The 26,010-nt window shown below is 64.7% G+C and carries 24 protein-coding genes and 2 pseudogenes; 15 read left to right on the forward strand and 11 right to left on the reverse strand.

Going from position 1 to position 26,010, the window contains the following annotated elements:
- Both AC1DWT_RS22555 and AC1DWT_RS22560 read left to right on the forward strand, forming a co-directional pair.
- A pseudogene (locus AC1DWT_RS22555) lies at positions 1-254 on the forward strand (TetR/AcrR family transcriptional regulator); the annotation flags it as partial.
- Positions 255-815: 561 nt separating this feature from the next.
- The gene (locus tag AC1DWT_RS22560) at positions 816-4,097 is read left to right on the forward strand and encodes a protein kinase domain-containing protein (RefSeq protein WP_477922266.1); all 3,282 of its coding nucleotides are present in this window, start codon (positions 816-818) and stop codon (positions 4,095-4,097) included.
- Positions 4,098-4,200: 103 nt separating this feature from the next.
- On the opposite strand, the gene AC1DWT_RS22565 is transcribed toward AC1DWT_RS22560, so the two are convergent.
- On the reverse strand, positions 4,201-4,716 hold the full coding sequence (locus tag AC1DWT_RS22565) for an amidohydrolase family protein (RefSeq protein ID WP_477922267.1): 516 nt from the start codon (positions 4,714-4,716) through the stop codon (positions 4,201-4,203).
- Between the two features lie 55 nt (positions 4,717-4,771).
- A complete protein-coding gene (locus tag AC1DWT_RS22570) occupies positions 4,772-5,527 on the reverse strand; it encodes a GntR family transcriptional regulator (protein ID WP_477922269.1) in 756 nt (251 codons plus the stop codon).
- A gap of 165 nt (positions 5,528-5,692) precedes the next feature.
- Between AC1DWT_RS22570 and AC1DWT_RS22575 the strand changes: the two genes are divergently transcribed.
- The 6 genes and pseudogenes from AC1DWT_RS22575 (at position 5,693) to AC1DWT_RS22600 (ending at position 10,501) form a co-directional block, all read left to right on the forward strand.
- A complete protein-coding gene (locus tag AC1DWT_RS22575; protein ID WP_477922271.1) occupies positions 5,693-6,580 on the forward strand; it encodes a phosphate/phosphite/phosphonate ABC transporter substrate-binding protein in 888 nt (295 codons plus the stop codon).
- Positions 6,577-7,365: a phosphonate ABC transporter ATP-binding protein gene (gene phnC, locus AC1DWT_RS22580; protein ID WP_477922273.1), complete on the forward strand. Its 789-nt coding sequence runs from the start codon at positions 6,577-6,579 to the stop codon at positions 7,363-7,365. Before AC1DWT_RS22575 ends, phnC begins: the two co-directional genes overlap by 4 nt.
- Entirely contained in the window at positions 7,365-8,186 is an 822-nt protein-coding gene (phnE, locus tag AC1DWT_RS22585) for a phosphonate ABC transporter, permease protein PhnE (RefSeq protein WP_477922275.1), read from the forward strand. The genes phnC and phnE overlap by 1 nt, the downstream gene beginning before the upstream one ends.
- A complete protein-coding gene (locus AC1DWT_RS22590) occupies positions 8,183-8,893 on the forward strand; it encodes a tyrosine-protein phosphatase (protein ID WP_477922277.1) in 711 nt (236 codons plus the stop codon). Before phnE ends, AC1DWT_RS22590 begins: the two co-directional genes overlap by 4 nt.
- A 505-nt stretch (positions 8,894-9,398) precedes the next feature.
- A pseudogene (locus AC1DWT_RS22595) lies at positions 9,399-9,581 on the forward strand (hypothetical protein); the annotation flags it as partial.
- 740 nt (positions 9,582-10,321) lie between these two features.
- On the forward strand, positions 10,322-10,501 hold the full coding sequence (locus AC1DWT_RS22600) for a YegP family protein (protein ID WP_005257571.1): 180 nt from the start codon (positions 10,322-10,324) through the stop codon (positions 10,499-10,501).
- A gap of 219 nt (positions 10,502-10,720) precedes the next feature.
- Here the strand turns inward: AC1DWT_RS22600 and AC1DWT_RS22605 are convergent, their stop codons facing one another.
- On the reverse strand, positions 10,721-11,218 hold the full coding sequence (locus AC1DWT_RS22605) for an N-formylglutamate amidohydrolase (protein WP_477922279.1): 498 nt from the start codon (positions 11,216-11,218) through the stop codon (positions 10,721-10,723).
- 572 nt (positions 11,219-11,790) lie between these two features.
- Between AC1DWT_RS22605 and AC1DWT_RS22610 the strand changes: the two genes are divergently transcribed.
- From AC1DWT_RS22610 to AC1DWT_RS22635, 6 genes are all read left to right on the forward strand, one after another.
- Positions 11,791-12,255, forward strand: a complete 465-nt coding sequence (locus AC1DWT_RS22610) for a winged helix-turn-helix domain-containing protein (protein WP_477922281.1) — start codon at positions 11,791-11,793, stop codon at positions 12,253-12,255.
- Between the two features lie 41 nt (positions 12,256-12,296).
- A complete protein-coding gene (locus AC1DWT_RS22615) occupies positions 12,297-13,124 on the forward strand; it encodes a zeta toxin family protein (protein ID WP_477922283.1) in 828 nt (275 codons plus the stop codon).
- 73 nt (positions 13,125-13,197) lie between these two features.
- Complete coding sequence (locus AC1DWT_RS22620; RefSeq protein WP_477922285.1) at positions 13,198-13,521, forward strand: ribbon-helix-helix domain-containing protein; 324 nt, start codon at positions 13,198-13,200, stop codon at positions 13,519-13,521.
- 23 nt (positions 13,522-13,544) lie between these two features.
- The gene (locus AC1DWT_RS22625; RefSeq protein WP_477922287.1) at positions 13,545-13,769 is read left to right on the forward strand and encodes a hypothetical protein; all 225 of its coding nucleotides are present in this window, start codon (positions 13,545-13,547) and stop codon (positions 13,767-13,769) included.
- On the forward strand, positions 13,757-13,909 hold the full coding sequence (locus tag AC1DWT_RS22630) for a hypothetical protein (protein ID WP_477922289.1): 153 nt from the start codon (positions 13,757-13,759) through the stop codon (positions 13,907-13,909). Before AC1DWT_RS22625 ends, AC1DWT_RS22630 begins: the two co-directional genes overlap by 13 nt.
- Before the next feature lie 500 nt (positions 13,910-14,409).
- Positions 14,410-15,219 carry a TetR/AcrR family transcriptional regulator gene (locus AC1DWT_RS22635; protein WP_477922291.1) on the forward strand — a complete coding sequence of 270 codons (810 nt, stop codon included), beginning with the start codon at positions 14,410-14,412 and terminating at the stop codon, positions 15,217-15,219.
- Between the two features lie 419 nt (positions 15,220-15,638).
- Here the strand turns inward: AC1DWT_RS22635 and AC1DWT_RS22640 are convergent, their stop codons facing one another.
- Together AC1DWT_RS22640 and AC1DWT_RS22645 are read right to left on the reverse strand one after the other, a co-directional pair.
- A complete protein-coding gene (locus AC1DWT_RS22640; RefSeq protein WP_477922293.1) occupies positions 15,639-15,917 on the reverse strand; it encodes a DUF3263 domain-containing protein in 279 nt (92 codons plus the stop codon).
- A gap of 405 nt (positions 15,918-16,322) precedes the next feature.
- Positions 16,323-17,447, reverse strand: a complete 1,125-nt coding sequence (locus AC1DWT_RS22645; RefSeq protein ID WP_477922295.1) for an NDMA-dependent alcohol dehydrogenase — start codon at positions 17,445-17,447, stop codon at positions 16,323-16,325.
- Between the two features lie 397 nt (positions 17,448-17,844).
- Between AC1DWT_RS22645 and AC1DWT_RS22650 the strand changes: the two genes are divergently transcribed.
- Complete coding sequence (locus AC1DWT_RS22650) at positions 17,845-18,738, forward strand: HpcH/HpaI aldolase/citrate lyase family protein (RefSeq protein WP_477922297.1); 894 nt, start codon at positions 17,845-17,847, stop codon at positions 18,736-18,738.
- 768 nt (positions 18,739-19,506) lie between these two features.
- On the opposite strand, the gene AC1DWT_RS22655 is transcribed toward AC1DWT_RS22650, so the two are convergent.
- The 6 genes from AC1DWT_RS22655 to AC1DWT_RS22680 form a co-directional block, all read right to left on the reverse strand.
- Positions 19,507-20,835 (reverse strand): MFS transporter, encoded by a 1,329-nt coding sequence (locus tag AC1DWT_RS22655; protein WP_477922338.1) that lies wholly within the window; start codon positions 20,833-20,835, stop codon positions 19,507-19,509.
- Positions 20,836-21,296: 461 nt separating this feature from the next.
- Positions 21,297-22,640, reverse strand: a complete 1,344-nt coding sequence (locus tag AC1DWT_RS22660; protein WP_477922298.1) for an MmgE/PrpD family protein — start codon at positions 22,638-22,640, stop codon at positions 21,297-21,299.
- Complete coding sequence (locus AC1DWT_RS22665) at positions 22,637-23,140, reverse strand: MaoC family dehydratase (RefSeq protein ID WP_477922299.1); 504 nt, start codon at positions 23,138-23,140, stop codon at positions 22,637-22,639. Before AC1DWT_RS22665 ends, AC1DWT_RS22660 begins: the two co-directional genes overlap by 4 nt.
- Positions 23,133-24,368, reverse strand: a complete 1,236-nt coding sequence (locus AC1DWT_RS22670) for a CaiB/BaiF CoA transferase family protein (protein WP_206016494.1) — start codon at positions 24,366-24,368, stop codon at positions 23,133-23,135. The genes AC1DWT_RS22665 and AC1DWT_RS22670 overlap by 8 nt, the downstream gene beginning before the upstream one ends.
- Positions 24,365-25,288, reverse strand: a complete 924-nt coding sequence (locus AC1DWT_RS22675) for an HpcH/HpaI aldolase/citrate lyase family protein (protein ID WP_283334479.1) — start codon at positions 25,286-25,288, stop codon at positions 24,365-24,367. Before AC1DWT_RS22675 ends, AC1DWT_RS22670 begins: the two co-directional genes overlap by 4 nt.
- The gene (locus AC1DWT_RS22680) at positions 25,278-25,892 is read right to left on the reverse strand and encodes a MaoC family dehydratase (protein WP_477922301.1); all 615 of its coding nucleotides are present in this window, start codon (positions 25,890-25,892) and stop codon (positions 25,278-25,280) included. Before AC1DWT_RS22680 ends, AC1DWT_RS22675 begins: the two co-directional genes overlap by 11 nt.
- Between the last annotated feature and the right edge of the window lie 118 nt (positions 25,893-26,010).

Genomic DNA, 26,010 nt, shown 5'->3' on the forward strand with positions numbered 1-26,010 from the left:
ACCTTTGGGAGCCTTTTCTGAAAGAGGCGAGGACCCGGGGTGAAATGAGAAGTGACCTTAACTCGTCGGAAGTCTACACTTGGCTCGCCCTTGTGCAGTTTGCACTGTTCAACAGCATGGAATCCATGGAACCCAGCGATCCTGCCCTTGCGCGGATGTTGAAAACGTTCGTCCTTCCAGCCCTCGTAGCGCCGACCGATGGCGTCACGGTTCGCAGGGGTCGCCCCTTGTCTAAAAACCTGAAGCGCCAGTAAAAAGTCGCCATGGCGCAGTGATTCGGAGGGCTCGGGTTGCTCAACACAGGAAGGTGCGCGTTGGCGATTGGGCGCTCAGCAGTTTTCGCGGATCGGAGCGTGCTGGTGTGACCGAGGTGGTTTGTGTTGGATAGAGTGACGCGTGGTGGATRGCCATATTGCGGGGCGCCTGCACACAATCACCTTCCTTGCATCTGAAGATCACCCGTGCCTCCCGTTTGCAGGACTGTGCCTTTGCAATCCGCCGCAGGTGCAGGCTTCGCGATGTGAAAGGGGACGGCCGCTACGTCTACCGCCTGTGGCCGCGTCAACAGGCAGTCCAATTCTTTCAGCAAGCAAAGGGAATCTCGTCGTTTCGGCTCACCCATCCCGGACACCACATCGGTGGCTCCAGGCTTAGTAGCTGTCCCACCGAATGAGCCATCATCGGTGACTCGGCGCCATGTTGCTCGCCCTTGGCCTGATCGGGCTTACCCGCGACATCGTTGGGGATGCATGATTGAGGGGTGAAAGAAGCCCGTGCCTTTGCAACGTATTGTGTCGGATGAATCGATGTAGCCGATGACCGGTGTCGATCCATTCGCGACGCAACGCGACGTGTCCGGTTCGGTCACGGCGGAGTTGGCGGCGGCCGGATTCGAGGATGCCCAGGAGATCGGCCGCGGCGGTTTCGGCGTCGTGTACCGGTGCACGCAGGCTGCGCTCGACCGCACCGTGGCGGTGAAGGTCCTCACCGCAGACCTCGACGAGGAGAATCGGGCACGGTTCCTGCGTGAGCAGCGTGCGGCCGGCCGGCTGACCGGTCACCCCAATATCGTCAATGTTTTCCACGCCGGTGTCACCGATAACGGCCGGCCCTTCATCGTGATGCCGTACCACGCCGGGGGGTCGCTCGACGAGCGGATCCGGCGCCACGGGCCGCTCCCGCTGGACGAAGCGTTGCGACTCGGGGTGAAGATGGCCGGCGCCCTCGAAACTGCCCACCGCCTCGGGATCCTGCACCGCGACGTCAAGCCCGGGAACATCCTGTTCACCGACTACGGCGAGCCTGCGCTGACGGATTTCGGCATCGCCCACATCGCCGGTGGGTTCGAAACCACGGCCGGCGTCGTCACGGGTTCGCCGGCGTTCACCGCCCCCGAGGTGGTCGCCGGTGAGCCTCCGAGTCCGGCCGCCGATGTGTACGGCCTCGGCGCCACCCTGTTCGCGGCGATCACTGGTCATGCGGCGTTCGAACGCCGAAGCGGTGAGCAATTGGTGGCACAGTTCCTGAGGATCACGTCCGAGCCGGTTCCCAACCCGCGCGAACACGGCATTTCCGAGGGGGTCAGCGCTGTCATCGAACGTGCCATGTCCACCGAGGCCGGCGCCCGCCCCTCCGCCGTGGAACTGGGTCGGCAACTCCGTGAGTCCCAACTGCATCACGGCTTCCCGGTCGACGAGATGGCAATGCACACCGAACCGGCCGCGGTGCAATGCGCAGCGTCAGTCCGGCCGTCGTGGTCACCGGCGGATTCGGGCCGAACGGGTGGACTTCCGCTGGAGCTGAACAGTTTCGTCGACCGCCGCACGGAACTGGCCGAGGCGACGAACCTGTTGTCGACGTCGCGGCTGGTGACGTTGACCGGAATCGGCGGGGTGGGAAAGACCCGACTTGCTCTACGCGCAGCCGCCAAGGCGCAACGAAACTTCTCGGACGGTGTGACGCTGGTGGAACTGGGTGAGCTGCGCGACGATACGCTGCTGGCGGGCCTGGTCGTGGCCGCGCTGGGGTTGCGTCACCAGTCTGCGCGACCCCCGCACGAGGTGCTCGTCGAGTTCCTTGCCCCGCGTGACGTGTTGCTCGTGCTGGACAACTGCGAGCAGGTGGTGGCCGCGGCCGCGAAACTCGCCGAAATCCTGCTGCGCGCGTGCCCTCGGCTGCGAATTCTCGCGACGAGTCGCGAACCGCTCGGAATCGGCGGGGAAACCGCGCTTCTGATTCCCCCGCTGCCCGTCCCTGATCCCGATCACCTGCCGAAAGGACTGCCCCGCAACGATGCGGTCACCCTCTTCGCGGAACGCGGCGCTGCCGTAGTCCCCGGATTCGAGCTCACCGAGGAGAACAAGGTCACTATCGCCCGAATCTGTCAGCGGCTGGACGGGCTGCCGCTACCGATCGAACTGGCGGCTGCCCGGCTTCGCGCGATGACACCCGATCAGATCCTGCAGCGTCTCACCGATCGTTACCTACTCCTCACTCGCGGCAGCAGGGACGCGCCGTCGCGGCAGCAGACGTTGCGGATGTGCATCGACTGGAGTTACGACCTGTGCACTCCTGCGGAACAACGGATGTGGGCGCAGCTCTCGGTGTTCGCGGGCAGTTTCGATCTCGAGGCCGCGGAACAGGTCTGCGATGGTGACGACGCAGACGACCTCCTCGACACCGTGACGTTCCTCGTCGACAAGTCGATCCTGACGAGAGAAGAGTCGGGCTCCGCGGTGCGGTTCCGAATGCTCGAGACCGTCCGCGCCTACGGACGGGAAAAGGCGCAGGAGAACGGCGACTACATCGCGCTTCGCCGTCGGCACCGCGACTGGTGTGAGCGGCTGGCGGTCGAGGCGGAAACCGAATGGATCAGCTCCCGGCAGCTCGCGTTGATCTCCAGACTGACTCGGGAACAACCGAATATCCGCGAGGCGCTGGATTTCTGCGTGTCCGACAATCCCGCAACGGGACTGCGGATCGCTGCCGCACTATGCCCGTTCTGGCTTTCCCAGGGGTCGCTCAACGAGGGGCGTCGGTGGCTCGGTCGCCTTCTGTCCCGCAAGGTTGGTACCCTCACTGTCGAACGAGCCAAAGCGACATTTGCATATAGCCTGATGAGCGGACTGCAGGGTGACCTTCAGGGGTCGGCGGACCTGGTGGAAGCTTGTCGTACGCTCGTCGACCAGTCGAATAACCCCTTGATTCGCGCACACATCGACCACGCCACTGGATATCTCGCACTGTTCGGAGGAAAACTGTCCGATGGACGCTTGCATCTTGAAAGTGCGGTCAGCGTGTACATCGCACGGGACGACCTCTTGTTTCAGGTCCTCGCTCTCGACGGCCTCGGCATCACGTGCGAACTGCAGAACGACACCGAGCGGGCCATCGAATGCTACGAGCACGTGCTCACGATTACGGAGGCGCGAGGCGAATCCGTGCATCGGGCCCATACATTGTGGGCGCTAGCGGTTGCGGTGTGGCGAAAAGGCGATCGCACGCGAGCTACTCGCCTACTCGTGCAGGCACTGAAGACAGGCAGGAAAGTCAACGACCGAATGAAGGCCAGCATGTGCATGCAAGCACTGGCGTGGATCGCAGCTGAGGAAGGGAACCCCAGACGCGGGGTCATGTTGGCTGGAGCCGCCGAGCAACTCAGTCGCTCAGTAGGGAGTTCGACGGTGTTGTTGCCGGACATGCTCGTGTACCAGGACGAGTTCGAACGTAAGACTCGACAGGCGATGACTAAGCAGGCCTTCGCCGCGGCACACCGGGAGGGCAGTATGCTCGGTTTCGAGGCTGCGGTCGCCTATGCCCTGGGCGAGCAGATTCCAAAACTCCCTGCTTCAGCAGCTAGTCCATCGGTCACGCCGACCAAGCGCGAGCGTGAGGTCGCCGCTCTGATCGCCGAAGGACTGACCAACAAGGAGATCGCAGCGCGCCTGGCGATCTCGCCCCGCACCGCGCAGGGGCACGTCGAGCATCTCCTGACGAAGCTGGGGTTCAACTCACGCGCACAGATTGCGGCATGGGTAGTGGAATCGGCGAAATCGAGCGATGCCGCACCGCAGCAACCTCCGCCGGAAAGTCGATGACACGGTCTTACGGATGTTGGAAGCATCTCTGGCCCACTGTGACCGTTTAGACCACTTCGGGAACGGGCCGAGTCGTTTCTGACGAGGTGGCGGAGGTTGAGCTTTATGCGGGGCGTCGCCGTTCGTGACCAAATACGCCGGCTGCTCTGTGCTTACTTCCGTGGGTTCTCGAAAGTGAACTCTTCGAGGAAGTCGGGAAGGGGGAGTTCGGGTTTTGCGTCGGCGCGAATGGCCGCGGGGTGGACGAACACATATGCCGACCGGCATTGAGGGCGAGCATCAGTGGTTCGAAGCGGGGATCGCCAAGGTAGGCGCCTTCGTAGGCCGAGAGTAGGCCCACCCAGTCGAGGTGGAGGGTGTCGAGCGCGTACTCGAGTTCCCGGATGACGGCGGTGGTATCGCGCATCGGCAGTACGGCCAGGCGACCGAATCGGGTGGGATGCTGCTTGAACAGATCGGCGGTGTAGGTGTTGCAGTAGCGCGACATCTCGGCTGCTTCTGTTCCGGTGAGGAATTCGAATCCTGGGTCCGACACCGAGAGGGCTGCGCCTGGATGCCGTAGCGGTCCATGAAGTCGATAAGAACCATGAGTGCCCTCATTGGTCGAGCTGTTCGCCACTGAACGATCTCGCGGGCCTCTGCCTTTGGCCTTGGGCGACAAGATGTTCGGAGGCTCAGTCCGCTTGTAGGTAGTTCGCGACGAACCGTACGCGGTCGCTGCGGCACGACCGGTGGATGTACACAGTCGGGCTGCCGTCCTCGTCGAGATTGAGGCCCTCACGTAGCAGTACCGGTGCGCCCGGAGGGATTTCGAGTATCTCCGCCACGCGCGGTGACGCAGCCGCCGCGGCGAACGATCTCCAGGCGGCCTTCAGTCGCACGTCGTAGACGTCGCGCCACACCGTGTACAGCGGGACGCCGTCCTGCAGGTGCCGGTCGATGCCGGCGAACCGGCGATCGTCCATCCACACCGAGTTCGCGAACCAGGGTTCGCCGTCGACCGCGAGCACGGTGTCGATGCGGCGTAGCCGGCGGCCTGGCAGATACTCCTCGGCCTGGGGTGCAGTGCCACCGAGCACGATCGCACTGCCCACGGGCGTCTCGCTCAACGTGCGGCCGACTGATGTGAAGGCGGCGCCGAGTCCGTCGGGACCGCCGATGTAGCTGGCGGCGAGTTCGATGGGGAAGTGCTGGGGTAGCGGAGCCACGAAGGTGCCCGACCCCTGCCGCGCCACCAGTCGGCCCGCGCGGGTCAGCTCGCCGATCGCTTGGCGGACCGTGAGCCGGTTGACCCGGAGTTCGGCGGCGAGGTCGGTCTCGGGTGGCAGCCGGTCTCCCGGTTCCAGCATGCCGCTGTCGAGTCGCTGCAGGAGGACGTCCTGCACCTGTCGGTAGAGCGGTACCCGGCTTGCGGACGTTTTGCTTGGCATGCGGCAAGTCTAGAGGACATTCGAGGATGCCTGCGCTTCGACCAAATCGCATATGACCTGTTCAAGACCCATTCACTTGCCGGACATCCGTGAGCGTGGTTTACGCTACTTGTCTAGATGAATATTCGGGCATCAACTTCGAATACTTCTCGGAAAGGCCCCGCCGTGAGCATCCACCCGACCCTGCGCCGCACGCTGGCCGCCGCTGCCTGTGCGGTCACGCTGTGCGGTGCCGCCGCCTGCGGCGACTCCTCCGCCCCGGACGGCGCACCCGATGTACTGAAGGTGGGGCTGCCGCCCGCGGAAGCCAACGCGGACCTGCAGGCGAAGTTCGCCCCGATCACCTCGCTGATCGCGGACGGGGCGGGCACGTCGGTGGAAGTGAAGCCGACGAGCGATTACCTGTCGATCGTCGAGGCGATGCGGTCCGGACTTATCGACGTCGCCGCATTCAGCCCCTTCCCGACGCCGCTCGCCGAGGCCGTTGCCGGTGTCGAGCCGCTCGTGGTCGCGAAGGGCGCCGCCTACAGTTCGGTGTTCGTGTGCCGCACCGGTACCGGCATCGATTCGATCGACGACCTCCGCGGCCGCAAGATCGCGTTCGTCGACGCCGGGTCCACCAGTGGCAACTACATTCCCAAGCTACTGCTGAAGCGGGCGGGCATCGACCCCGACACCGACATCGAGGGCAGCTACGCGGGCGGCCACGACACCGCCGAACTGGCGGTGAAGCAGGGCTCGGTCGATTGCGCCGCGGACGCCCGGTCCTCGTACCAGACGATGGTCGACAAGGGCGTCATCGACGGCACCGCGCAGAGGATCGTCGCCGAGTCCGACCCCATCCCGGTCTCCCTGGTGATCATCGCGCGCAAGGGGCTCGACCCCGCGATCGAGCAGGGCATCGTCGACGCGTTCGTGGGCGGAGACAACACGGCGGCCCTCGGGGTGGTCGGCGCGACCAGATTCGAGACGGCACAGGACAGAGATTTCGCAATCTTCCGCGACGCCGCAACCGAACTCGGTGTGAACCTCGAGGAGCTGTCGCGGAAATGACGACCACACGACACGGAGTGCCTCGGGTGGAGGCCGACGCGGTGAGCTACCGGTATCCGGACGGCACCACGGCCCTGCAGGAGGTGTCGGTGCGGGTGGCGCCCGGCGAGATCGTCGCGGTGCTCGGTCGCAGCGGCGCCGGGAAGTCGACGCTCATGCGCTGCCTCGCCGGTCTCGCGGCACCGACATCGGGGCGGGTGCTGCACGACGGAATCGATCGCGGCGGGCTGCGTGGCCGCGCCAAGCGTCGTGCCCACGCGCGAGTCGGGTTGGTGTTCCAGGAGTTTCAACTCGTAGAACGTGCGACGGTGCTGTCCAACACGCTCATCGGGCGTCTCGCCTGTCAGCCGCTGCTGCCGAGCCTTGTGCACTTCGTGCGGCGCGCCGACCGGGAGATCGCCGTCGAGGCCGTCCGCCGCCTCGGACTCGAGGACCAGTTGCGCAAGCGCGCGGACGCACTGTCGGGTGGGCAGCGTCAGCGGGTGGCGATCGCCCGCGCGCTCGCGCAGCATCCCGACATGCTGCTCGCCGACGAACCGGTCGCGAACCTCGATCCGGTTCTCGCCCGCGGCGTCGTCGACGACATCGTGCGACTCGCGCGTGTCGAGGGACTCACCGCGGTACTGAATCTGCACGACGTCGACTTGGCGCGAGATGTCGCAGACCGGCTGGTGGGTTTGCGTGCCGGCGGCCTCGTCTTCGACTGCCCCACTGCATCCGTCACGACCGCCGATCTCGATCTGCTCTACGCCGAACCCGACCGTGCGCTCATGGGGGTGCGGTGATGTCCCTCGATACCGAACGCGTTCCGTCGACGCCGATGTCGACGTCTGACCTCGCCGCGCTGCGTCGGCCGTCCTGGCAGACCGGTGCCGGCGTCCTCGTTGCCGCCGTGGTGATCCTCTGGTCGGCGCAGGCCACTGAATTCTCCGCCGCTGCCCTGCTCGACGGGATCCCGCACATCACCGATTTCGTCGGCCGCATGTTCCCGCCCGACCTGTCCATCCTCCCGACGGCGGTCACCCTGATGGGTGAGACCCTCGCGATCGCGGTCATCGGCACCACCGTCGGTGTCCTCCTCGCGCTGCCGTGGGCGTTGCTCGCGGCCCGTTCGGTGTTCGGTCAGGCCTGGCTTCACCACGCGGCGCGAACGTCGATCAATGTCACCCGGGCCATCCCCGAGCTGATGTGGGCGCTGCTGTTCGTCTCCGCGGTCGGGTTGGGCCCACTCGCGGGCACCCTGGCGATCATCATCGGGTCGGCGGCGGGGATGGCCCGGCTGTTCGCCGACATCTTCGAGACCATGGACATGCGGGCCTGGGAGGCGGCCGCCGCGGCCGGTGCGACCCGCTCCCAGCGCATCAGCTGGGTCCTGCTGCCGCAGTCCGTGCCGACCATCGCCAGCTACACCCTCCTCGTGCTCGACGGGAATGTGCGCGCCGCGTCGCTGCTCGGCATCGTGGGCGCCGGTGGTATCGGCATGGAACTCACCCAGCAACTCCGGCTCTTCGAGTACGGAAATGTCCTCACGATCGTCCTGGTCGTGCTCGTGGTCGTGGTGACCCTCGACCGCGCCGCCTCCTATCTCAGGAAGAAGCTCATATGACGGTGACCGACATCGATGTTCTCCCCAATCTCCGCGATCTGGATGGCCTGCCCGCGGCCGACGGGCGCCGGACACGTCCCGGAGTGCTGTACCGCAGCGCGCTGCCCGCCCCAGGCGATGCCCACCCCACCGCCGTCGCCGAATGGCCGGTCCGGACCGTCGTCGATCTCCGCAGCCCCCGGGAGTTCGCCACCCGTGCACACCCGTTGCAGTCCGACGGCACCGCGGTGCATCTGATCTCCCTGCTCACCGACACCGAAGTCACCGCGCCCAGCCAGGGTGCCCGGCTCGCCGACATCTACCAGGGGATCCTGATCAACGCGGGGGAGCAACTCGCGGACGTCCTGCGGGTCGCGGCCACCGCCCCCGGACCGGTGCTGCTTCACTGTGCCGCGGGCAAGGACCGCACCGGAATCGCCGTGGCTCTCTTGCTGCGCATCGCAGGCGTCGAACCCGGCGACATCGTCGCCGACTATGTCTTGACCAACGAACACATGCCGGCCGTCCTGGCGCGGATCACCCGCTTTGCTCCCGAACTCGGCCGGGCGCATCCCCACGACCGTGACCTCCGCGGCGCCGTCCCCGCCGCCATCGAAGGGGTCCTGTCGCACTGGGATACGCACCCAGGCGGAGTGCGCGGGTGGGTGCGCTCGCACGGTGCCACCGATGAAACTATCCGGCTCTGGTCCGCGCGTTTCACCGAATGACAGGGCGATCGGTTCAACGCCGGTGATTCTGGTCGCGGCGTCGTTTCCCATATTCAGGGATCAGCCGTCCCCGGGCAAGGCCGCACTGCCCTCTTCGGGACGTTGTCCGCGGCCGTTGTATGGGCGAGAGGATTGCGTGCTGAACGACGGTGCCCGCATAGACCGCCGCCCACTTGTCGCGGTCCGGGTCTGTCGTCACTAGCGGTACTCGTTGCTCGATGTCCCAGGTTTCGGACCACCCAACACCGATCGTGAGATCGAACCGAATCTCCTCGGGAAGTACCGACCGGACTGGTTGATTGAGGTTGTCAGTCAGGCCGTCAGGACGGTGTAAGCCCATCGTTGGGGGCGAGAGCGGTAGTCAGCGCGATTATCTGTGACTGGAGGTAGACCCGTGCGATGCCTGTCTTCTTTTCGACCAGATCGAAGCCGTGGTAGGCGCCGGGCGCTTGGTGGAGTGTGCGAGGGGAGCCCGGCGTCTCGTAGTCGGGTGGCGTAGGCGACGTCCGAACCGGCGCAGACCGGTCGGATCATCGAGGACTACGCCGAGCTGACCGACACCGAGGAGGGCGGGCATGCCTGGGCTCCGGTGCATCGATGGGCTGTCGCCCTCGACGACGGTCGCCTGGTCTTCGCCGACACCGACGACCTCATTGCCGACCCGAGCACGCCAGGATCCGCCGGGTAGACCGACCCTGGCCGGTGGAAGAACCACTCAGAGACCGCGCCCCCGAGGGGCGACCGGGCTGCAGGGTTCTCCCCAGGGTGGCAGGACGGACCAGGTGTTGAACTGATCCGCCTCCCGGCGGTACTCAGCCTAGGAGGGCAAGGGGGAGTTCGTCGCTGGTGCTGGGCGTATCGGGTTGCCGAGGCTGGGTGCACCCTGACACCGCCGGGATGGGTGTCGGCTTGTCGGTCGAGCACCGAATAGGCGGGCCACGGTCGAGGCGGCGGCGACTGTCTCATGAGTGACACCGTCGGCCGGAAATCGCGGGCCCGGGGATATCTGTGGCAGTCGTGGCGGCGTGGGTTGTGTTGGGGGACAGCCAAGCGCAGCCCCCGCCAACGCTGAATATCAGCTGGCAGGGGCGCTACACGGTCAACCTGCACGTAGTGACGAGCGGCGCATGAGTGATCTTCGTGAGCCACGGTGGGGAAGTCCAGGGATTGTGATCCACACCATCACACTATTTTCGAACTCGTCGGCTCGGTGTGATGCGTTGGCCCGATCTCGATTGCAGTGCTTTCCGCCCCGGTGCGGTGGGACACCGAGGCCGATCAAATCGACTGACCTGCGAAGATGACATGCCCCGGCTGGGGGTCAAGTGCGCCGCCGTAATGGTGGTTCCGCCGCCGATGAGCGTTTGTCGGGCCTACCGTGAGGGGACGGTGTCCGCGACCGGCGTGGGCTCACGCGGAGGAGGGGCGATGACTGCGAAGTTCGAGCTTTTCAAGGACACCGGCGGCAAGTTCCGGTTTCACCTGAAGGCAGCCAACGGGGAGATCATCGCGGCCAGCCAGGGGTACACCTCGAAGGCGGCGGCCCAGAACGGGATTGCGTCGATCAAGGACAATGCCGCCTCCGCTCCCACCGAGGATTTGACCTGACCCGAGGGTGTGGCCGGTGGCGACGATGTGTGGCCGGCGGGGCTGGGGAGGGGTTGGGTTTCGGAGGTCGTCGTCGTGGCGAAGGGCGGCCGCACGAAAACCGGGATTGCAGTCGGCGATCCGAAAGGTCTTCGTTCGCAGGCTTTCCCGATGGCGTCGAGTCGGCCTTGTGCGGCCGAGTGGGGTCGGCGCCGCGGCGTCTGGCTTCTGCCGTGGGGGTCAGGCCGTGGTGGGAATTGTGATCTCGGCTCTGCCGTCGAGGCCAGGTAGTAGGTAGTGCGGGCAGGTGACCAGCTGCCGCGGCACGGGTATCGGCTGCCGGTCGGTGTCGAGGTAGAGGCGGTAGGCGAGCTGTCCGCGCCGGTGGGTGCCGGTGTTCGGGTCGACGGCGCCGAGGAAGTAGCCATGCGCGGCGCCGGCGGTGGAGAAGATCGCCCGCGCCCACTCGGCAGGTTCGGCGGGCGGCAGATACCGTGGCCCGCCGGTTGCCGCGTCGTGCGTGTGCACGATGACCGTGACAACGAAGCCGGCCACGGTGGGGAACCACTGTTCGGCGGCGACGTCGAACCGGGTGATGGAGGTGTGGATCCGCAGTTCGATGTCCGTTCCGGTGTGAGCCGCCGCCGCGAGGATGTGGGGAGCCGGGGAGGCATCGTCGGTGGCCAGGGACGGCAGCGCGGCGTCGGTGGTGCGGTTGCTGCCGGGGCGTGCGGACATGGGGCACACAGTACGGGCCGCAGACACCCGACCGGCAGGACGACCGGTGATTCGTCCGGTCGAGGACTGGTTCGCAGGGTGGGGCATCGGACCTGCGGTGACAGCATGTCCCCCGAAGCAAAGTGTTGGCCCACGAGTGCCGTGCTGCCGGAGTTCTTCTCGGCGCCATCCGGGGCGGCACGATTCTGATCGCTACYGGCCGACCTCGAGCGTGAACTCGCCGTGCTCGCCTGCGTGCGCGACCGCCTCCGGGCATCGGAGATGCCGGCGGTTTCCGGCGCGGGTGGCRGGCCGTCCCGTTGCGGGCCCCGGGAGGGTGGCAGGTCGTAGTAGTTCGTCGCCGGTTTCTCGCCGGCGCGTCGAGGGCTGAGGCGCAATCGCGTGCGGACGGTGGCGTGCGTGCCGCATCGCGGATGCGTCCGGGTCGGCCGGGCTACCCGCCGCCGACGTGCGAGACCGTGTGGCGGGCCGGCGCGGGTCTGAATCGGACCGGGCGGTACTGCTCCCATCAGCAGGTCGGATTTTCCATATTGGTGTTACAATTTGGGACAAGAGTTCAGAAAGGGGTGGATATGACCATCACCGATACCAGAAGTGCTCTCGCTGCCAATTCCGCGCGCGAACACCTCCTGCGGCTGGACCGACTGCGGCTGATCGACAAGGCGCAGAACGAGGGTTTCACGCTGCGCCAGATCGCTGATCTCCTGGAAATCTCGGCAACGCAGGTCCACCGGCTCGCACAACGGGTCCTGCAGCAGCCCGGCGAACTCGAGCGAACCCCGCAGGAGGTGATTTACCAGCGCTCGGCCGGGGTGATCACCGATGACGAGATGATGGACACGCTGGTGCACTGGAACTACACCTACGGCTATGTACCCACCGAAGGCGACCAGTCGATGGACGCGTACGCCAAGGGCAGCTGGGATGAGGTGCGGCGGGCGTATCGGCGGGGTTTGCTCTCCGACGACGAGTGGGACGTSYTGTTCGACAGCACCCGCACCGCACGGCAGGCGCAGCGCGCTGCGGCCCGGCGGTGAGYGTGGCCKSAGAACCAYTGCGCGAGGMAGTTTCTCGRCAATTGGTRCACCTGGGTCAACACGGGCAGCCGCTGCACCCYGRCAGTGGCSGGAGCACCCTCGACCTGTACGCGAATGATCGCCGGCGAGACCGGACGCTGCAGGAGGTCATCGAGTGGTACCTCGACCTCGCGGAGCCCGATCGCGACGGGCACTGCGCCGCGATAATTTCTGCGGGGCCACCGGGGGCAGGYAAGTCGACGGCGCTGCGTGAGCRTSACCTGGTCGATACSAGCTACCGATATCTGGACGCGGACATCGTCAAGGACGAACTCCTGCGCCGCGCCATCGCGGACGGTCACTACGCGGACCTGCTGTCGACGACGCTCGCCGATGCGCACCCCATAGCCCCCCGGGAACTCGCGGCCCTGGTCCACGCCGAATCCACCGAAGTCATCGACGACGTCCGCGAGGTGTGCCTGCAACGACGCGAGAACGTCGTCATCGAAGGCACCCTGCAATGGGGTCCGCWMGGKGRCATCCTCATGGCCCAGCTCAGTGMGCACGACTACACCGACGTGCGCATCGTCGACGTCGAAGTACCGGCGTCGATCGCCCATGAGCAGGCGGTGCGTCGGTGGTGGGAGGGCCGGCTCCGTGGGATCAGCGGGCAGGACCGGATGGGAGGCAGGTTCACACCGCCCGCGGCGATCGCRCGGCTCTATGAGAAGGGTKCGGTGAGCCGGTGCGCAGCCCACGCCCGCGCGGCGTTCGAAAGCTCGSTCGCAGCGGCGATCACACAGGTCACCCTCATCCACATCGACCGCAGACTCGGCGCCGAGCCGTTGGTCTCGCGGCGTGTCGACGGCAAACTGGTCGAAGGACGATAACCACCGGCCCACACCGCAAGGCCGGGCATGCGGTGCTCCGCGAGGACGCACCGATCTGAAGTTCCGCACCCGCGTGTATCTCAATCGCTCCACTCTGGTCCGGCTCGAGAAGCTGATCGGTCGCAACGGTGACGCCCTCACCGCCGCGGCCATCCGGGTCGCGGTCCGCCGACTCCTCGACGACCCGGGAGACCTCGCCGCCGACCTGGCCACGATCGGGGCCGCCCGTGACCTGACCCCGGAGACCCTCGGCCCGCGCACGAACGTGCACTTCGACGACGACCTGCGCCGGCAGCTCGACGCCCTCGCCGGTCGGCTCGACTCCGACCGCGCCGAACTCATGCGCCTGGCCGCCCGCCAGCTCCTGGCGAACCCGCGAGACCTCGAGAGGCGGTGACCGAGGAGATCTACCGTCGGGACGTGAACCGGGACCTGCTCCTCGCCCGGAACACCCGCCGGCAGACCGCGGCCGCAAACCAGGCCACCCACCCGCCTGCCGCTCGGAGGGTGCCGAGTCCGCAGGGGAAGCCGTTCGGGAAACGGCACGTCTTCCGGCTCGATGAGGACACCAAACGCCGCCTGGAGGAGTTGGCGGACGAGTACGCGGATCTTCTCGGGGTGAGCCGGCCGACATGCGCCGGTTGATCGATGTGGGGGAGTTGCCGGCGGAGAGGGTCGGCACCCGGCACCGGTTGCTGTTGCGGGAGGTGCTCGAGTATCAGCAGCAGCGCTGGGCCCGTCGGGACGAGGCGCTCGCGCAGCCCGCGGTTCCGATCGACGACTAGGACGATCCGGCGGTGGTCGCGGAGCAGTTGAAGATCGCGCGGAAGGCGGTCGCGGAGCGGCGACGAGCCCGCAGCGGCAACAGGTAGGTTCCGATCGGGTGGGCGATAGACTGCCCCGGATGTTTGCGGCGGTGCTCGACACGTGTCCTCTGGCCGAGCCCGCAACCCGCCCAGTGTCTGGGTTTAACACCGACAGAGTCTGAAGTTCGAACCGGACTGAAGGCCGGCCGCGCAAGAGACGTGTGGAAGTCCTCAGCTTGGCGGGTTAGAACCTGGGCCCGCGCCCTTGACTTCTGTTGGAAGCATTCGGCCCGACCCGCGGCCCCGGGATCCGAGATGCTCGGCCAACCTCAACGCGGCCCCAGCCGGCATGGCTCGGACCGGGCGAGTTAATGCGAGGCAGCCCATAGTCACCTTGCTGGCCCGCCGATCCGGCACAGCGTGTGAGTGTCTCCTGGTTCATGGGAAGCCTGTTCTTGTCAATCAACTATAATTGACTCGTGGCGAATCCAAATGAGCCGAACGGCCATCAAGTCCGATCCGAGCGCTCGACGCGCCTGCTCATCCGTGCGGCCGGCGATCTCGTGGTCGAGTGCGGTTATCAGATGATGACATTGGCCGCTGTTGGTGAACGGGCCGGTTATAGCCGGAGTCTCGCGACGGCCAGATTTGGATCGAAGCCCAAACTCCTCGAAGTGCTCGTTGACGAGATTGAAGAGCACTGGAGTCTCGATACGGAGTTGTCGGACACGGACGGGCTGCACGGGCTCGAGACTCTACGGGTCCTACTCACAAAAATCCGGGATGCCTATGAACGCGACCCATGGTCACTGGCGGTTATGTACGCCCTGATGTTCGAGGCGCTCAGGCCGGTCCCGGACCTACGCGCGAGGTTCGAGAATTTCCACCGCGATTTCCGGTCTCAACTTGCATCGATTATCAGGACCGGAATCGAGGACGGTTCGATCGAGCCGGGAGTAGACCCTGAGCAGCAAGCAACGGCGATCATCGCGCACCTGCGCGGAGTCGGTTACTTGTGGCAGCTCGATCCTGAGGGCACCGACCCGATCGCCTTACTCACGCTTTACATTGAGCAGTGCATGCAGCATCTCGGCCGCGGTCGTCGACGGAAGACACCGTCGAGCACAGGGCAGCGGAAGACACCGTCGAGCGCAGGGCAGCGGAAGACACCGTCGAGCGCAGGGCAGCGGAAGACACCGTCGAGCGCAGGGCAGCGGAAGACACCGTCGAGCGCAGGGCAGCGGAAGACACCGTCGAGCGCAGGACAGCGGAAAAACCGTCCAGCGTAGGAGGTCGGGGATGGCGGACTGATTAAACTGGTCACGACGGAGTGGCCTCCCTCGGTGCAGCTGCGTCGCCTCCTGGATATTGGGCTCGGCTTTCTCGGGTTCCTGGCCGTCCAGCCAGCCAGCGAGACGGCCAATACTCGGTCCACGTTGATTGTCAACGCGGGTATTGGCCCTGAAGAATTTTGTCAGCGTGCCGACGTACCGGGCGCATGCATCGGTTCCTCCGTAGACGATCGACCGAGGCCGCCCAAGCCCGAGCCCGGTCCAGGTCCGTCGTAAATGCGCCACATCTGGTAGCGGTGGCGCAGGCCACTGCGCCTTTTCAACGGACAAGCTCCTCGGAACGCAACGACCTCGGAACCGCGTACCGGACACCCGTGACCGAGGTCGCCTGACGACCCTCGATCCACAGCATTTGGTTATCTCTCGTCGCCAGGGTGACCCGCCTCGTCGTGATGTCGGGCTCGTTCGGTGTCGAGGCGGCTGGCGCAGATCGCATTGAGTTCTGAGATCACACTCATATCGAGATCTGTGGGGCTTCGGAGAATTCTGAGCAGTCGCATGAAGTACTGCATGGGGGACAGGCCGAAGTTTACGTAGATTTCCTCGTTGGAACCACCGCCGTATTGTTGCCATTGGAGCGCGAAACTGAGCATTCGCGTCTTTTCGGTGGGTCGAACGTTGTTCGTGCCGGRCATATTGTGTGTTCTCCCTACGTGGCCGGTGGGGTTCGTCCGATACGAGAACTAGACGGACGGTGCTGCTTTTCGGCCCCGGTTGTTCGGCGACGAACCGGCGGCCACATGCTGTCGGCCCCAGTGTTAGGTGTGGATAACGGATTAGTGCGCTCAGGAGCGCTTGCGATAGACGATCCTCCAGGGTTCTCGATCGTGATGGTGCGGCGATAGCGCAGCGCCTCGTGTCGCGATCGAGAGGCCACCCACTGCGAGTCCGAGGACGAAGAGCGCACTGATCAAGTCTTCGCTGGACAGAAATTATGGCAGACCAGCGCTCCACTCAGGGATGAGATCCTAGCGCGGGCTGGACCACATGTCCGTTCGCATGGTCGAGGTGCTCCCTCGATGAGAGTGCGTATCGCACGTCTACTGAGCGAAGTGGATGACGCCGCGGATGTTGCGCCCGCGACGCATGTCGTCGAATCCTTGATTGATCTGGTCGAGGGTGTAGGTGGCGGTGACCAGATCGTCGAGGATGAGCTTGCCGGCGCGGTACATGTCCAACAGCATCGGCATCGCCTGGCGCGGCGACTTCATGCCATACAGGGCGCCCTGGATGCGCTTCTGCGGCAGTGCCAGAGCGTTAGCGTTGAGACCTGGGATGACCGCCTCCTCGGATTCGCGGCCAATGCCCGTCACTACCAGGGTGCCGGCTTTGCGGACGGCCTCGTAACTCTCGCCGAGAAGGGCGTTGGTCACCACGCCCGGACAGAGAATCACGACATCCGCGCCCTGGCCGTTGGTCAGGTGCCAGATGCGCTCCATCGAGGCGGTGATGGAGTCATGTGACTCGGTCGCACCAAACTCGAGGGCCCATCGCTTCTTCTGCGCAACGGGATCCGCGGCGATAATGTGTGCTGCGCCGGCCGCGCGTGCGCCCTGAACCGCGTTCATGCCGATGCCACCGACTCCGACGACGAGAACCGTGTCGCCCGGCCTCACGGCACCCGCCTCCGAAGCGGACCCGAAACCGGTTTGGACACCACATGCCACAAGGCAGGCGATCTCGAGTGCAATATCCTTCTCGATCTTGATCACGGACTGCTGGTCGAAGACCTGGAACTCGGCAAAGGTGCCGAGTAACCCTGCCGTTCCGATGTCCCGGCCGTCGGAGGTGTGCATGCGGAAGGTTCCATCGAGCTGATGTCCCTGCATGATGAGCGCACCACGGTCGCACAGATTCTGCATTCCGCTGGCGCACCAACGGCATTGGCCGCACGCCGGGATGAAGGATGTCAGCACGTGGTCGCCGATCTCGAGCCCCTTCACTTCCGGTCCCAGTTCCCTGACGATGCCGGCACCCTCGTGTCCTGCCACGATCGGCAAATGGGTGGCCGGCATATCGCCCGTCGCGATGTGGTCGTCGCTGTGACACAAGCCGGTCGCCACCATTTCGACGAGGATCTCGCCTTCTTGCGGAGCATCGAGCAATACCTCCTCGACACTCCATGAGCCGGGTGATTCGTGCAGCACAGCTGCGCGTGTCCTCATAAGATTGGGCCTCCCGTGGGCGTAGATGGACGGCGGCTGGGACTCCCATTCGCGCGTCGATATTGCTCGGAGCCATCGGCACTGGCGAGATGCCGCCTACCCCGACCCCCGTGGGGGGTGATTCCAGCCACGGGTATCAGTGTGTAGGAAGTTTATAGATTGTCAAGCAACTATGATTTACGCAGCATGTCCGTCGAGCTGAGGACGGAGCTGTGGCACGCCTAGATGCCTGGGAGCGGGCAGTTGACATTAATTGCTAGTTGAATAACAATAAAACCGCCTTCCGCGCCGCCCCTCGTGGGTAGGTCACACCCGCTGATCTCGGGCGAGCGCCTCCGAGGACGCTGGGTGCCGAGGTCACGCAACCCGAACTGCCGGTCGAGAGGAAACAAATCTGATGATCCCCGAGATTCGCCCCCGTCGTACTGCTCTTTATGTACCAGGCAACAATGTTCGCGCGCTGGATAAAGCTGCAGGTCTGGCTGCCGACGTACTGATTCTCGATCTCGAAGACGCGGTGAACGATGACGCCAAGGTCGCTTCACGCGAGCGGGTGTGCGCAGCGGTCGACTCGGGCGTGTATCAACCGAGAGAAATCGTGGTGCGAATCAATGGTATAGGGTCCGAATGGCACCGGAGCGATGTCGCCGCAGTGGCGCAGACCGAGGCCGACGGGATCCTCGTGCCGAAAGTCGAATCGGCCGAGGAGGTTCGAATGCTGTCCGCCGATCTCGAAGCGGCAGGCGCATCACCCAGGTTGAAGCTGTGGGTCATGATCGAGACGCCGGCAGCCTTCCTACGAGCCGAAGAGATCGCTGCGGCCAGCGACCGCCTTGCCGTTCTCATTGTCGGTACGAATGACTTGATCAACGACTTGCATGCGATCAGCCGGCCCGGTCGCGCACCGGTGTCGACTGCGTTGTCTCTTGCTGTATTGGGTGCGCGGGCGGCAGGTAAAGTGATCTTGGACGGTGTTTTCAACGACATCGGCGACAAGGTGGGCTTTGCGGCCGAATCTCAACAGGGCCGCGATATGGGGTTCGATGGTAAGACCGTCGTTCATCCCTCCCAGATCGAGCCATCGAACGACGTATTCGGCCCCTCCGCGGCGGAAGTCGAGCATGCACACGTGGTGGTGTCGGCGTACGAACAGGCACTGGCCGCAGGCGAAAGTGTCATTGTCGTGGATGGGAAGATGATCGAGAGCTTGCACGTACGCGATGCTCAGCGAATTCTTGTGCTCGATGCGGCAATCCGCGATCTGAGCGATCCGAGTCTCGCTCGAACGTGAACCACGGCTACCGCCCCAGGTTGGGGAGGTAGCGGTAATTGCGCGGTGGACGGCGTGTCGACTGCGGCCGAGGACCGGGGGGTGCGGGTGCTCGGGCAGAGGATCCAACGCCGACCGCATGATCGAATCACGGGTCACCGGAATGTTCGCGGCGGGGACAATCGCCGACCTCGCCCGGACGTGACACGGGCCTATGGGGACACTGTTCACCACCGCCGTCACCATCGGCGGCACAGTCGTCTCGGTGGCGGGGGAGTTGCATCCTGTTCGGAATCGGTCGTATGTGCCAGTCCCGTCTTCGTATCTGCGCGATGCGGGTTTCGTCAGGCGCGCGGACCCCGGTCGATCGCTCGATCGCCGGACGCCGGTGGCCTCGACCTTCAATTCAGAGCGACCCGCGCCGGGACGATCGAACGGTCCTCGGCAGTGGTCCGGTCGAGCACCGACGGAAGTCCTCGGCGGCGTCGTGGGTGCTGATTGATTCGGCTGCTCCGATTCCGCGGCTGATAGATCGGATTCTGTGTGCTGCAGTACGCCGTATCGGCGATGATTTACGGTCATGGGCTTCTCGGTGGTGACGGCGCTTGTGGGTGACAGGGGCTTCGAAAACGGTGGATCTTCATCCAAGACACGCCGTACAGGACCATGGCAAGGGTCACCCTCGTGTCCGCCTGTTGGCGGTAATTGATTCGAAGGGTGACCCTTGTGCCTCTTGCCACAGCTGAAATCAACGGATGCAGTTGACAACTTCATGGCCCCGCGCGTCCATCAAACTGCGCTGACGGTGTCTCGATCTGTTGAGGACTGTGTCCAGTCGGATGAATTTGTCGAACCGCGGGGTCCGGTCAGGCCGAATATGAGGATGGCTAGCGCCCCGAGGGCCAAGGCCGCCGCGCCGGCGATCGTCGCCCAGAAGTAGCTGCCCGTCGAATCCCGGATAAAGCTGAATACGTAGGGATATGACACGCCTGCTATGCCGCTGAACGCCAGTGCGGTTGCGTACAACGACCCGAAATTGGTGCGGCCATATTCTTTCAAGAGGAAATACGCACCGAAGTCTGCCTCTGCCCCGGAACTTGCTGCAACCAACATGACTCCGATCGCAGTTATGGCAATCGGGACGGAGCCGGCGACAGTCATCGTAAGGGCGCCTAGAGCGGCGACGAGCAGAATCGTGACAGCTACTGCTACCTTGTGCTTAGGGAAGATGTCGAGCAACGCACCGCCGCCTAGACGGCCGATGACCATTCCGACGCTGAACAGGGTTGTCACGGTTGTTGCTACCGCCAGGCTTACGCCCCCATCGAGGAGCATCGGCTGTAGGTTTGCGATGAACGCCGTTGTTGCCGCTGTCACCGCGACAATGCTGGACGAGAATACCCAGTAGCGAGGCGTGCGGAGTACCGCCTTCACGCTGAGGGGTGTGGACAAGTCCGCCGCGGACTCCGATCCGCGACTGACGGGGACGTCTTCTTCCTGATGAGGCCGCTCTTTTATTCCAAAGAGCACAGCCGGCATCGAAATCAGCAGCGCGAAACCCGCAAGAATCAAATACCCTGCCTGCCAGCCGATGTTATAAATCGCGAGCGTCACGAGCGGTATTGCGAGCAGTGGTGTGACAGCCGAACCCACGCCGACCAGGCCGAAGGCTTTTCCTGCGCCCTTATCGAACCAGGAGGCCACCGCGCGATTGAACGGGACCATATATGCAAATGACCCGACGATGCCGATTGCTACGGCCAACCCATAGAAGGTGAATTTATTGATGGGCAACGTCGCGAAAAGAACCAGCATGACGATGTACGGGACGAGGCCGGTCACGATGGTGCGACGGGCGCCCCACTGGTCTGCTATACGTCCCGCAAGCGGCCCGCAGGCCGTCAACAGCAAGATGGCTATCGGCGAGACCAGGACTTCACTTGTGCTCCACCCTGTTGCTTGCATGGTGGGTTTGACGAATACGCTCGCGGTGAGGACGAAAAGTACTGCTGCGGATCCGTATCCGATAGCACTGAATAGGACTGTTCGTCCTCCTCTTCTCCATTCCGCACTCTCGCGGTCATCATCGGCAACGGTTTTCTTGACTGGGGACATCATCAACGACCAATCGTTAGTGGAAGAGCAATGGTTCAGGTCTGCTATCTACGTTTCAGGGCACCACTCCATTTGCCTGGCGCTTCGGCCGGATCGGCTGCGCGTGTCTTCGTGTGGGGGTCTTTTGTTCGCACGCGGGCGTCATGGTGCTTCCCGTCGCGGGATTCCTGTGCGTGACGGCGTGGAGGTGACGCTCTCCTCGACGTTATCTGCGTCACAACATTGTTTGCCGATCAGTTAGGATTGTCAAGGTGTTCTGTCACGCCAACGGGAGCGATGTTGGGGGCTCGAATATCAAGTTGCCAAACATCTCTCGCTGATTCGGAGGTAGTTCCGTTTCATTGTGGTGACGAGAGGGCTCATGCTGTGGTGCGTGCTGCGCAGCGATCRTCGGCTGTGTATCGGCCGAGCGGGTTCGGGGCACAACGCTTTACATGAGAGCGTGCGACAACCTGCCCACCGAATTACCGAGGGGTTCGAGTGTGCGGCGACAACGCGACCGCCAAGGGTCCGACAGTCTCCGCGTCGGCCAGATTTGAAACTTCGGTCACGATGCGATGGGCAGCGTCACCGCCGAGAGCCGGATCGACGAGCGAGTGGAATTTCGCGACCAACGAGTCCCAGCGTCCGCCCAGCCGATGCGCGGGAACAGGCCGATTGACGTCGACCTCGACGTTCTGTTCGCGACCCTCAACGTCGGTGAGCCGGACGACGGTGGATCGGCTCTCGTCGCTGCGGGCCTTGACGGTGACGCGGTTACGAAGGGTGACGACACGAGGGTCGGTCAACGTGGCGGGCGAGAAGGCTTGCTCGCTCAGGTCGCCGGTCGCAAGCGCCATGGCGGTAGTGAATCGCAAGCTGAACTTGCCCTCGAGCGGCGTTGTCGGCTCGTCGATGTTGCACACACTCAGGTGGCCGCTCGGGACCAGGAGTTCGATGGTCTCGACCTGCTCCGGCCGAACCCCGGCGTCTCGGAGCGCCAGTGCGCCCTCAATCGCCGAGTGCGTGAGGTAACACGCCGCGTGGTACTTGAACAGAACATCCGAAATGGCGAATCCCGTCCAGTCCCATGCCGCCGGCGTACCAGTCGCGTCCGATTGGGTGTCGAGGAAGCCCTGGCTTGTCCCGAGGACGTCCGGGTGCGCGGTCAGCCCGCGGGCAGCGAGCGTTGCGGCCCGCATACCGTTCTCCGCCGCCGCGCCGACCTGCAGCGGCTTCGTCATAGAGCCGAACATGGACTTGAGGCCGGCGGCTCGCGCACCCGCGATGCCGAACGCATGGGACCACTCGCCGGTATCGAGCCCGAGGGCGTGCGCGACCGCCGCCGCCGCACCGAAGGTGCCGACGGTGGCGGTCGCGTGGAAACCGCGAGCGTAGTGGGAGGGTTTCATCAGTTGGCCTACGAGGGCCTCGGTTTCGAAACCGGCGACGAAGGCCTCGATGAAGGCACGACCGCTGAGGACGCTGTTCTCGGCTGTCGCCAACAGCGCGGGCAGCAGCGGCGCAGAGGGATGGCCGTCCATCCGAGAAACGACATCGTCGAAATCGATGGCGTGTGCTGCGGTGCCGTTGACCAGAGCAGCCTGGCTGCGAGAGACCCGCTCGCCGGTACCCCACAACGTTGCCAGCGGCCGACCGCCCTCCTCGAGCGCCTCGGCCCTAACGTGTATGGTCACGGGCTCGTGGATACCGCCGATCGCGACCCCGAGCGTGTCGAGAATGCAATGGCGAGCGCCGGCGACGACGTCGTCGGAGAGATGTCCGATGGTCCGGACCCTCGAGATGACCTCGTCAGTCAGGGTCGTCATAGGGCAGTGGACTGGGAAGCTCGACGCCGCATCAATGTCGACCGCTCGCCCTGGAAGACGACGTCGCCATTCTGGTTGCGCCCCCAGTGGCGGAACACGACTGTGCCCGGCGCGTCGGGTGCATCGCCCGGAGTGACTGACTGGACTTCGGTGAAGGCGCTGATCGTGTCGCCGTGGTGGACGGGTGCGCGAAACCGTAGTTGCGACCAGCCGAGCTCGGCGGCGGCGTGCTCGGCCGTGTCCTGGGAGGCCAGTCCGTACACCAGGGACGCCGTTGCGAGGCCGAACACGAGGCGCTCGTCACCCATCGGCGACCCCTTCAAAAAATGATCGTTGAAATGCGCTTGCGCCGTGTTCATCACCTGTTTCGCCGGCCCGCTGCCCTCGAGCTCGCCGACGGTCGCCGCGCGTGAGTGCCGCATCTTCTGGCCGGGCCGGAAGTCCTCGAACCAGCCGTGGGCGCCGAGTATCGCGCTGTCCGCGTTGTGGTGCTCAGTCATGGCTTTCGTCTCCCTTTGTCGCCGACACCGACCGGTCCTGATCAGTCGCGGTCCATTCGGCGAGGACGGCGTCGGGTTTCTGCTCGCCCAACTTGGGGCCGCGGCCCCGGACCGATGCCGGTGTCGAGCTGAACTTGAGTGGGCTGCCGGCGATCGTCACCGGCGTGGTGGACCCGGGCTGCTCGACCTCGACCAGCATCTTCCGGGTCCGAACGTGTTCGTCGGCGAAGATGTCGGCTGCGGTGTTGACTGGTCCGATCGGAACGCGACCGCCGAGTGCGGCGACCACGTCCGCGGTCGGCCGTTCGGCGAGCCACTCGCCGAGGATCTTTCGTACCGCGACGACGTTGACCACGCGGGCGGTGTTGTCGGCGAACTGGGGGTCGTCGGCGAGTTCCGGGCATCCCATGGTTTGGGTGAGGATTCGCCAGTGCTTGTCGCTGGGTGCGGCGACCGCGATCCATCCGTCCTGCGTCGGCATGATGTCGAACGGTGCCAACAAGGGATGTCCGTTGCCCATGGGCTTCGGGTTTTCTCCGAGGTAGGAGTGCTGGTAAACGATGCGCTCGCAGAGAGCGAGGACGGCGTCATACATCGCGATATCCAGGAATTGCCCCTCGCCGGTATGTTCCGCATGTCGGACGGCCGCCACGACGCCCAGGGCGAGCAGCGTGCCGGGAAAGATGTCCCCGATTCCCGGTCCGGCCTTGAGCGGCGCACCGTCCACGAGGCCGGTGATTCCGGCGAAGCCGCCCATGGCCTGTGCGACGACATCGAACGCCGGCCACGAGTCGTAAATGCTCTCACCGGAGCGGGCGTCGCCGAATCCGCGCAGCGCCCCGTAGACGATCCGGGGATTCACCTCGGCGAGGGCCTCGTATCCCAGACCCATCCGCTCCATGACGCCGGAGGAGAAGTTTTCGACGACCACATCGGCGACCCGAACCAGGTCGCGGAACCGCTCCGCTCCCTCGCTGCTCTTCAAATCGAGAACGATGCTGCGCTTCCCGCGGTTGACGGACTGGAAGTATCCGCCTAGTGCTTGTGCGGGATCGTCCTCTTCACGGAACGGTCCTACGCCTCGTGTCCGGTCACCGGTCAGCGGCTCGACTTTGACGACGTCGGCACCGAGGTCGGCGAGCAGCATCGTCGTGAACGGGCCGGCGAGCATCGAGGTGAGGTCGAGTACCTTGATCCCGCGCAGTGGACCGGTCGCGGGGGCAGTCATGCGACACCGCATTGCCGGGCCCGCTCCAGGACCGCAACGAAGATCCGAGTGGTCGCGGCGTCGATCATCATGCCCTCGAACGCTGCAGCGCCGAGTCCGGCTTGTTCGGCTTCTTCGACGGCGCGTACGGCCGCTGTGGCACGTTTGATTTCGGTGGGGGTGGGTGCGAACACCTGGTTCGCGATGGCGATCTGGCTGGGGTGAATGGCCCATTTGCCGACGCTGCCGAGGGTTGCGGCCCATGTGGCTTCGCGCTCGTAGCCGTCGGGGTTGGAGATCGCGCCGTAGGGGCCGTCGACGGCGTCGAGCCCATGGGCACGTGCGGCGCCGATCATGCGGTTGCGGGCGTAGTGCCACACGTCGCCGGGGTAGCCGTAGACGCCCTCGGCGGCGGCTCCGATGTGACCGAGCCGGATGCCTTGACTGGCGGACAGGTCGCCGACGCCGAGGATGAGGGCCTCGAGACGAGGGGAGCAGGCAGCGATCTCCTCGACGCGGGAGAGGGCCTCGGTCTCCTCGATGAGGACCTCGAGTTTGATCCGACCGACCTCGAGGCCGAGATGGGTCTCGAGTTGCGTCAGAAGGTCTTCGACGAACCAGACATCTCGGGGACCGAAGACCTTCGGAATGATGATGACGTCGAGATTGTTGCCGGCTGCGGTGACGATGTCGACGATGTCGCCGTGGCACCAGGGGGTGCTGACGGGATTGATGCGGACGGCGCGGGTTTTGGAACCCCAGTCGAGGGTGGTGAGACCTTCGATGATGTTCTGCCGCGACTCGATCTTCTTGGCGGCAACGACAGAATCCTCCAGGTCGAGGAAAACGAGGTCGGCGTCGCTCGCAGCGGCTTTGGCGATCATCTTGGGGCTGTGTCCGGGAGTGGACAGTTCGCTGCGGCGGAGTCGGCTAGTGGGCATGGTTTTCTCCTGCTTTCGAAGTCGGTGTTGTTGTCGGTGGCTTGGCGCGGGAGGCAACGAGGTTGGTGCGGACGAACTCCACGACGGGCTGGCCGTGCTGGTTCGTCGCGGTCGTGTGCCAGGTAACGATGCCGACGCCAGGCTTGCTGGCGGACGTGCGCATTCTCAACACCCGCGAACTCGCCGTGATGGTGTCACCCGGATACACGGGACTGCCGAAGACGCAGTCGTCGATACCGAGAAACGGGCCTCCACTCTCGCTGAGATCTTCCACGGACAGCCCGACCGCAGTGCACAGCACAAGCATCGGGTTCAGGACCGTGTCGGGATGACCCTGCGCCCGAGCATATTCGACGTTCAGATGAACCGGCAGCCACGCGCAGGTCGCGGTCGAAAATGACACGTTGTCGGCCTGGGTCAGTGTCCTTCCCCAGTGGTGGGTCATCGACCGACCCACCTCGAAATCCTCGTACTTGTTTCCCTTGGGTACGAGCGGGAAGGAATCGAAGTCGGGGTCGCCCACGTCGTGCGATGTGCGCGAGTCTGCCGACTCACCGGCGACGGTGGGAGACGGACCGGAAGTCCCGTTGGATGTCGAGTACATGGGTCAATCATGACGTGAAATTGAAGTTTGTCAACGAACAAGTTTTCTGCGGATCGAGTCCGGTCAGATAGTGGCGGCCTGGTGGGCGCGTGGCGAATGATGCAGCAGGGGCGAGTGG

It is taken from the genome of Rhodococcus sp. P4_B6 (assembly GCF_056402215.1).

What these genes read in the sequence shown, in the direction of transcription:
- AC1DWT_RS22590 (WP_477922277.1), top strand. Translation starts at nt 8,183, where the DNA reads ATGACGGTGACCGACATCGATGTTCTCCCCAATCTCCGCGATCTGGAT.
- AC1DWT_RS22630 (WP_477922289.1), top strand. Translation starts at nt 13,757, where the DNA reads ATGCGCCGGTTGATCGATGTGGGGGAGTTGCCGGCGGAGAGGGTCGGC.
- AC1DWT_RS22560 (WP_477922266.1), top strand. Translation starts at nt 816, where the DNA reads ATGACCGGTGTCGATCCATTCGCGACGCAACGCGACGTGTCCGGTTCG.
- AC1DWT_RS22670 (WP_206016494.1), bottom strand. Translation starts at nt 24,368, where the DNA reads ATGACTGCCCCCGCGACCGGTCCACTGCGCGGGATCAAGGTACTCGAC.
- phnC (WP_477922273.1), top strand. Translation starts at nt 6,577, where the DNA reads ATGACGACCACACGACACGGAGTGCCTCGGGTGGAGGCCGACGCGGTG.
- AC1DWT_RS22570 (WP_477922269.1), bottom strand. Translation starts at nt 5,527, where the DNA reads ATGCCAAGCAAAACGTCCGCAAGCCGGGTACCGCTCTACCGACAGGTG.
- AC1DWT_RS22665 (WP_477922299.1), bottom strand. Translation starts at nt 23,140, where the DNA reads ATGACTGAGCACCACAACGCGGACAGCGCGATACTCGGCGCCCACGGC.
- AC1DWT_RS22660 (WP_477922298.1), bottom strand. Translation starts at nt 22,640, where the DNA reads ATGACGACCCTGACTGACGAGGTCATCTCGAGGGTCCGGACCATCGGA.
- AC1DWT_RS22600 (WP_005257571.1), top strand. Translation starts at nt 10,322, where the DNA reads ATGACTGCGAAGTTCGAGCTTTTCAAGGACACCGGCGGCAAGTTCCGG.
- AC1DWT_RS22680 (WP_477922301.1), bottom strand. Translation starts at nt 25,892, where the DNA reads ATGTACTCGACATCCAACGGGACTTCCGGTCCGTCTCCCACCGTCGCC.
- phnE (WP_477922275.1), top strand. Translation starts at nt 7,365, where the DNA reads ATGTCCCTCGATACCGAACGCGTTCCGTCGACGCCGATGTCGACGTCT.
- AC1DWT_RS22655 (WP_477922338.1), bottom strand. Translation starts at nt 20,835, where the DNA reads ATGATGTCCCCAGTCAAGAAAACCGTTGCCGATGATGACCGCGAGAGT.
- AC1DWT_RS22605 (WP_477922279.1), bottom strand. Translation starts at nt 11,218, where the DNA reads ATGTCCGCACGCCCCGGCAGCAACCGCACCACCGACGCCGCGCTGCCG.
- AC1DWT_RS22650 (WP_477922297.1), top strand. Translation starts at nt 17,845, where the DNA reads ATGATCCCCGAGATTCGCCCCCGTCGTACTGCTCTTTATGTACCAGGC.
- AC1DWT_RS22675 (WP_283334479.1), bottom strand. Translation starts at nt 25,288, where the DNA reads ATGCCCACTAGCCGACTCCGCCGCAGCGAACTGTCCACTCCCGGACAC.
- AC1DWT_RS22645 (WP_477922295.1), bottom strand. Translation starts at nt 17,447, where the DNA reads ATGAGGACACGCGCAGCTGTGCTGCACGAATCACCCGGCTCATGGAGT.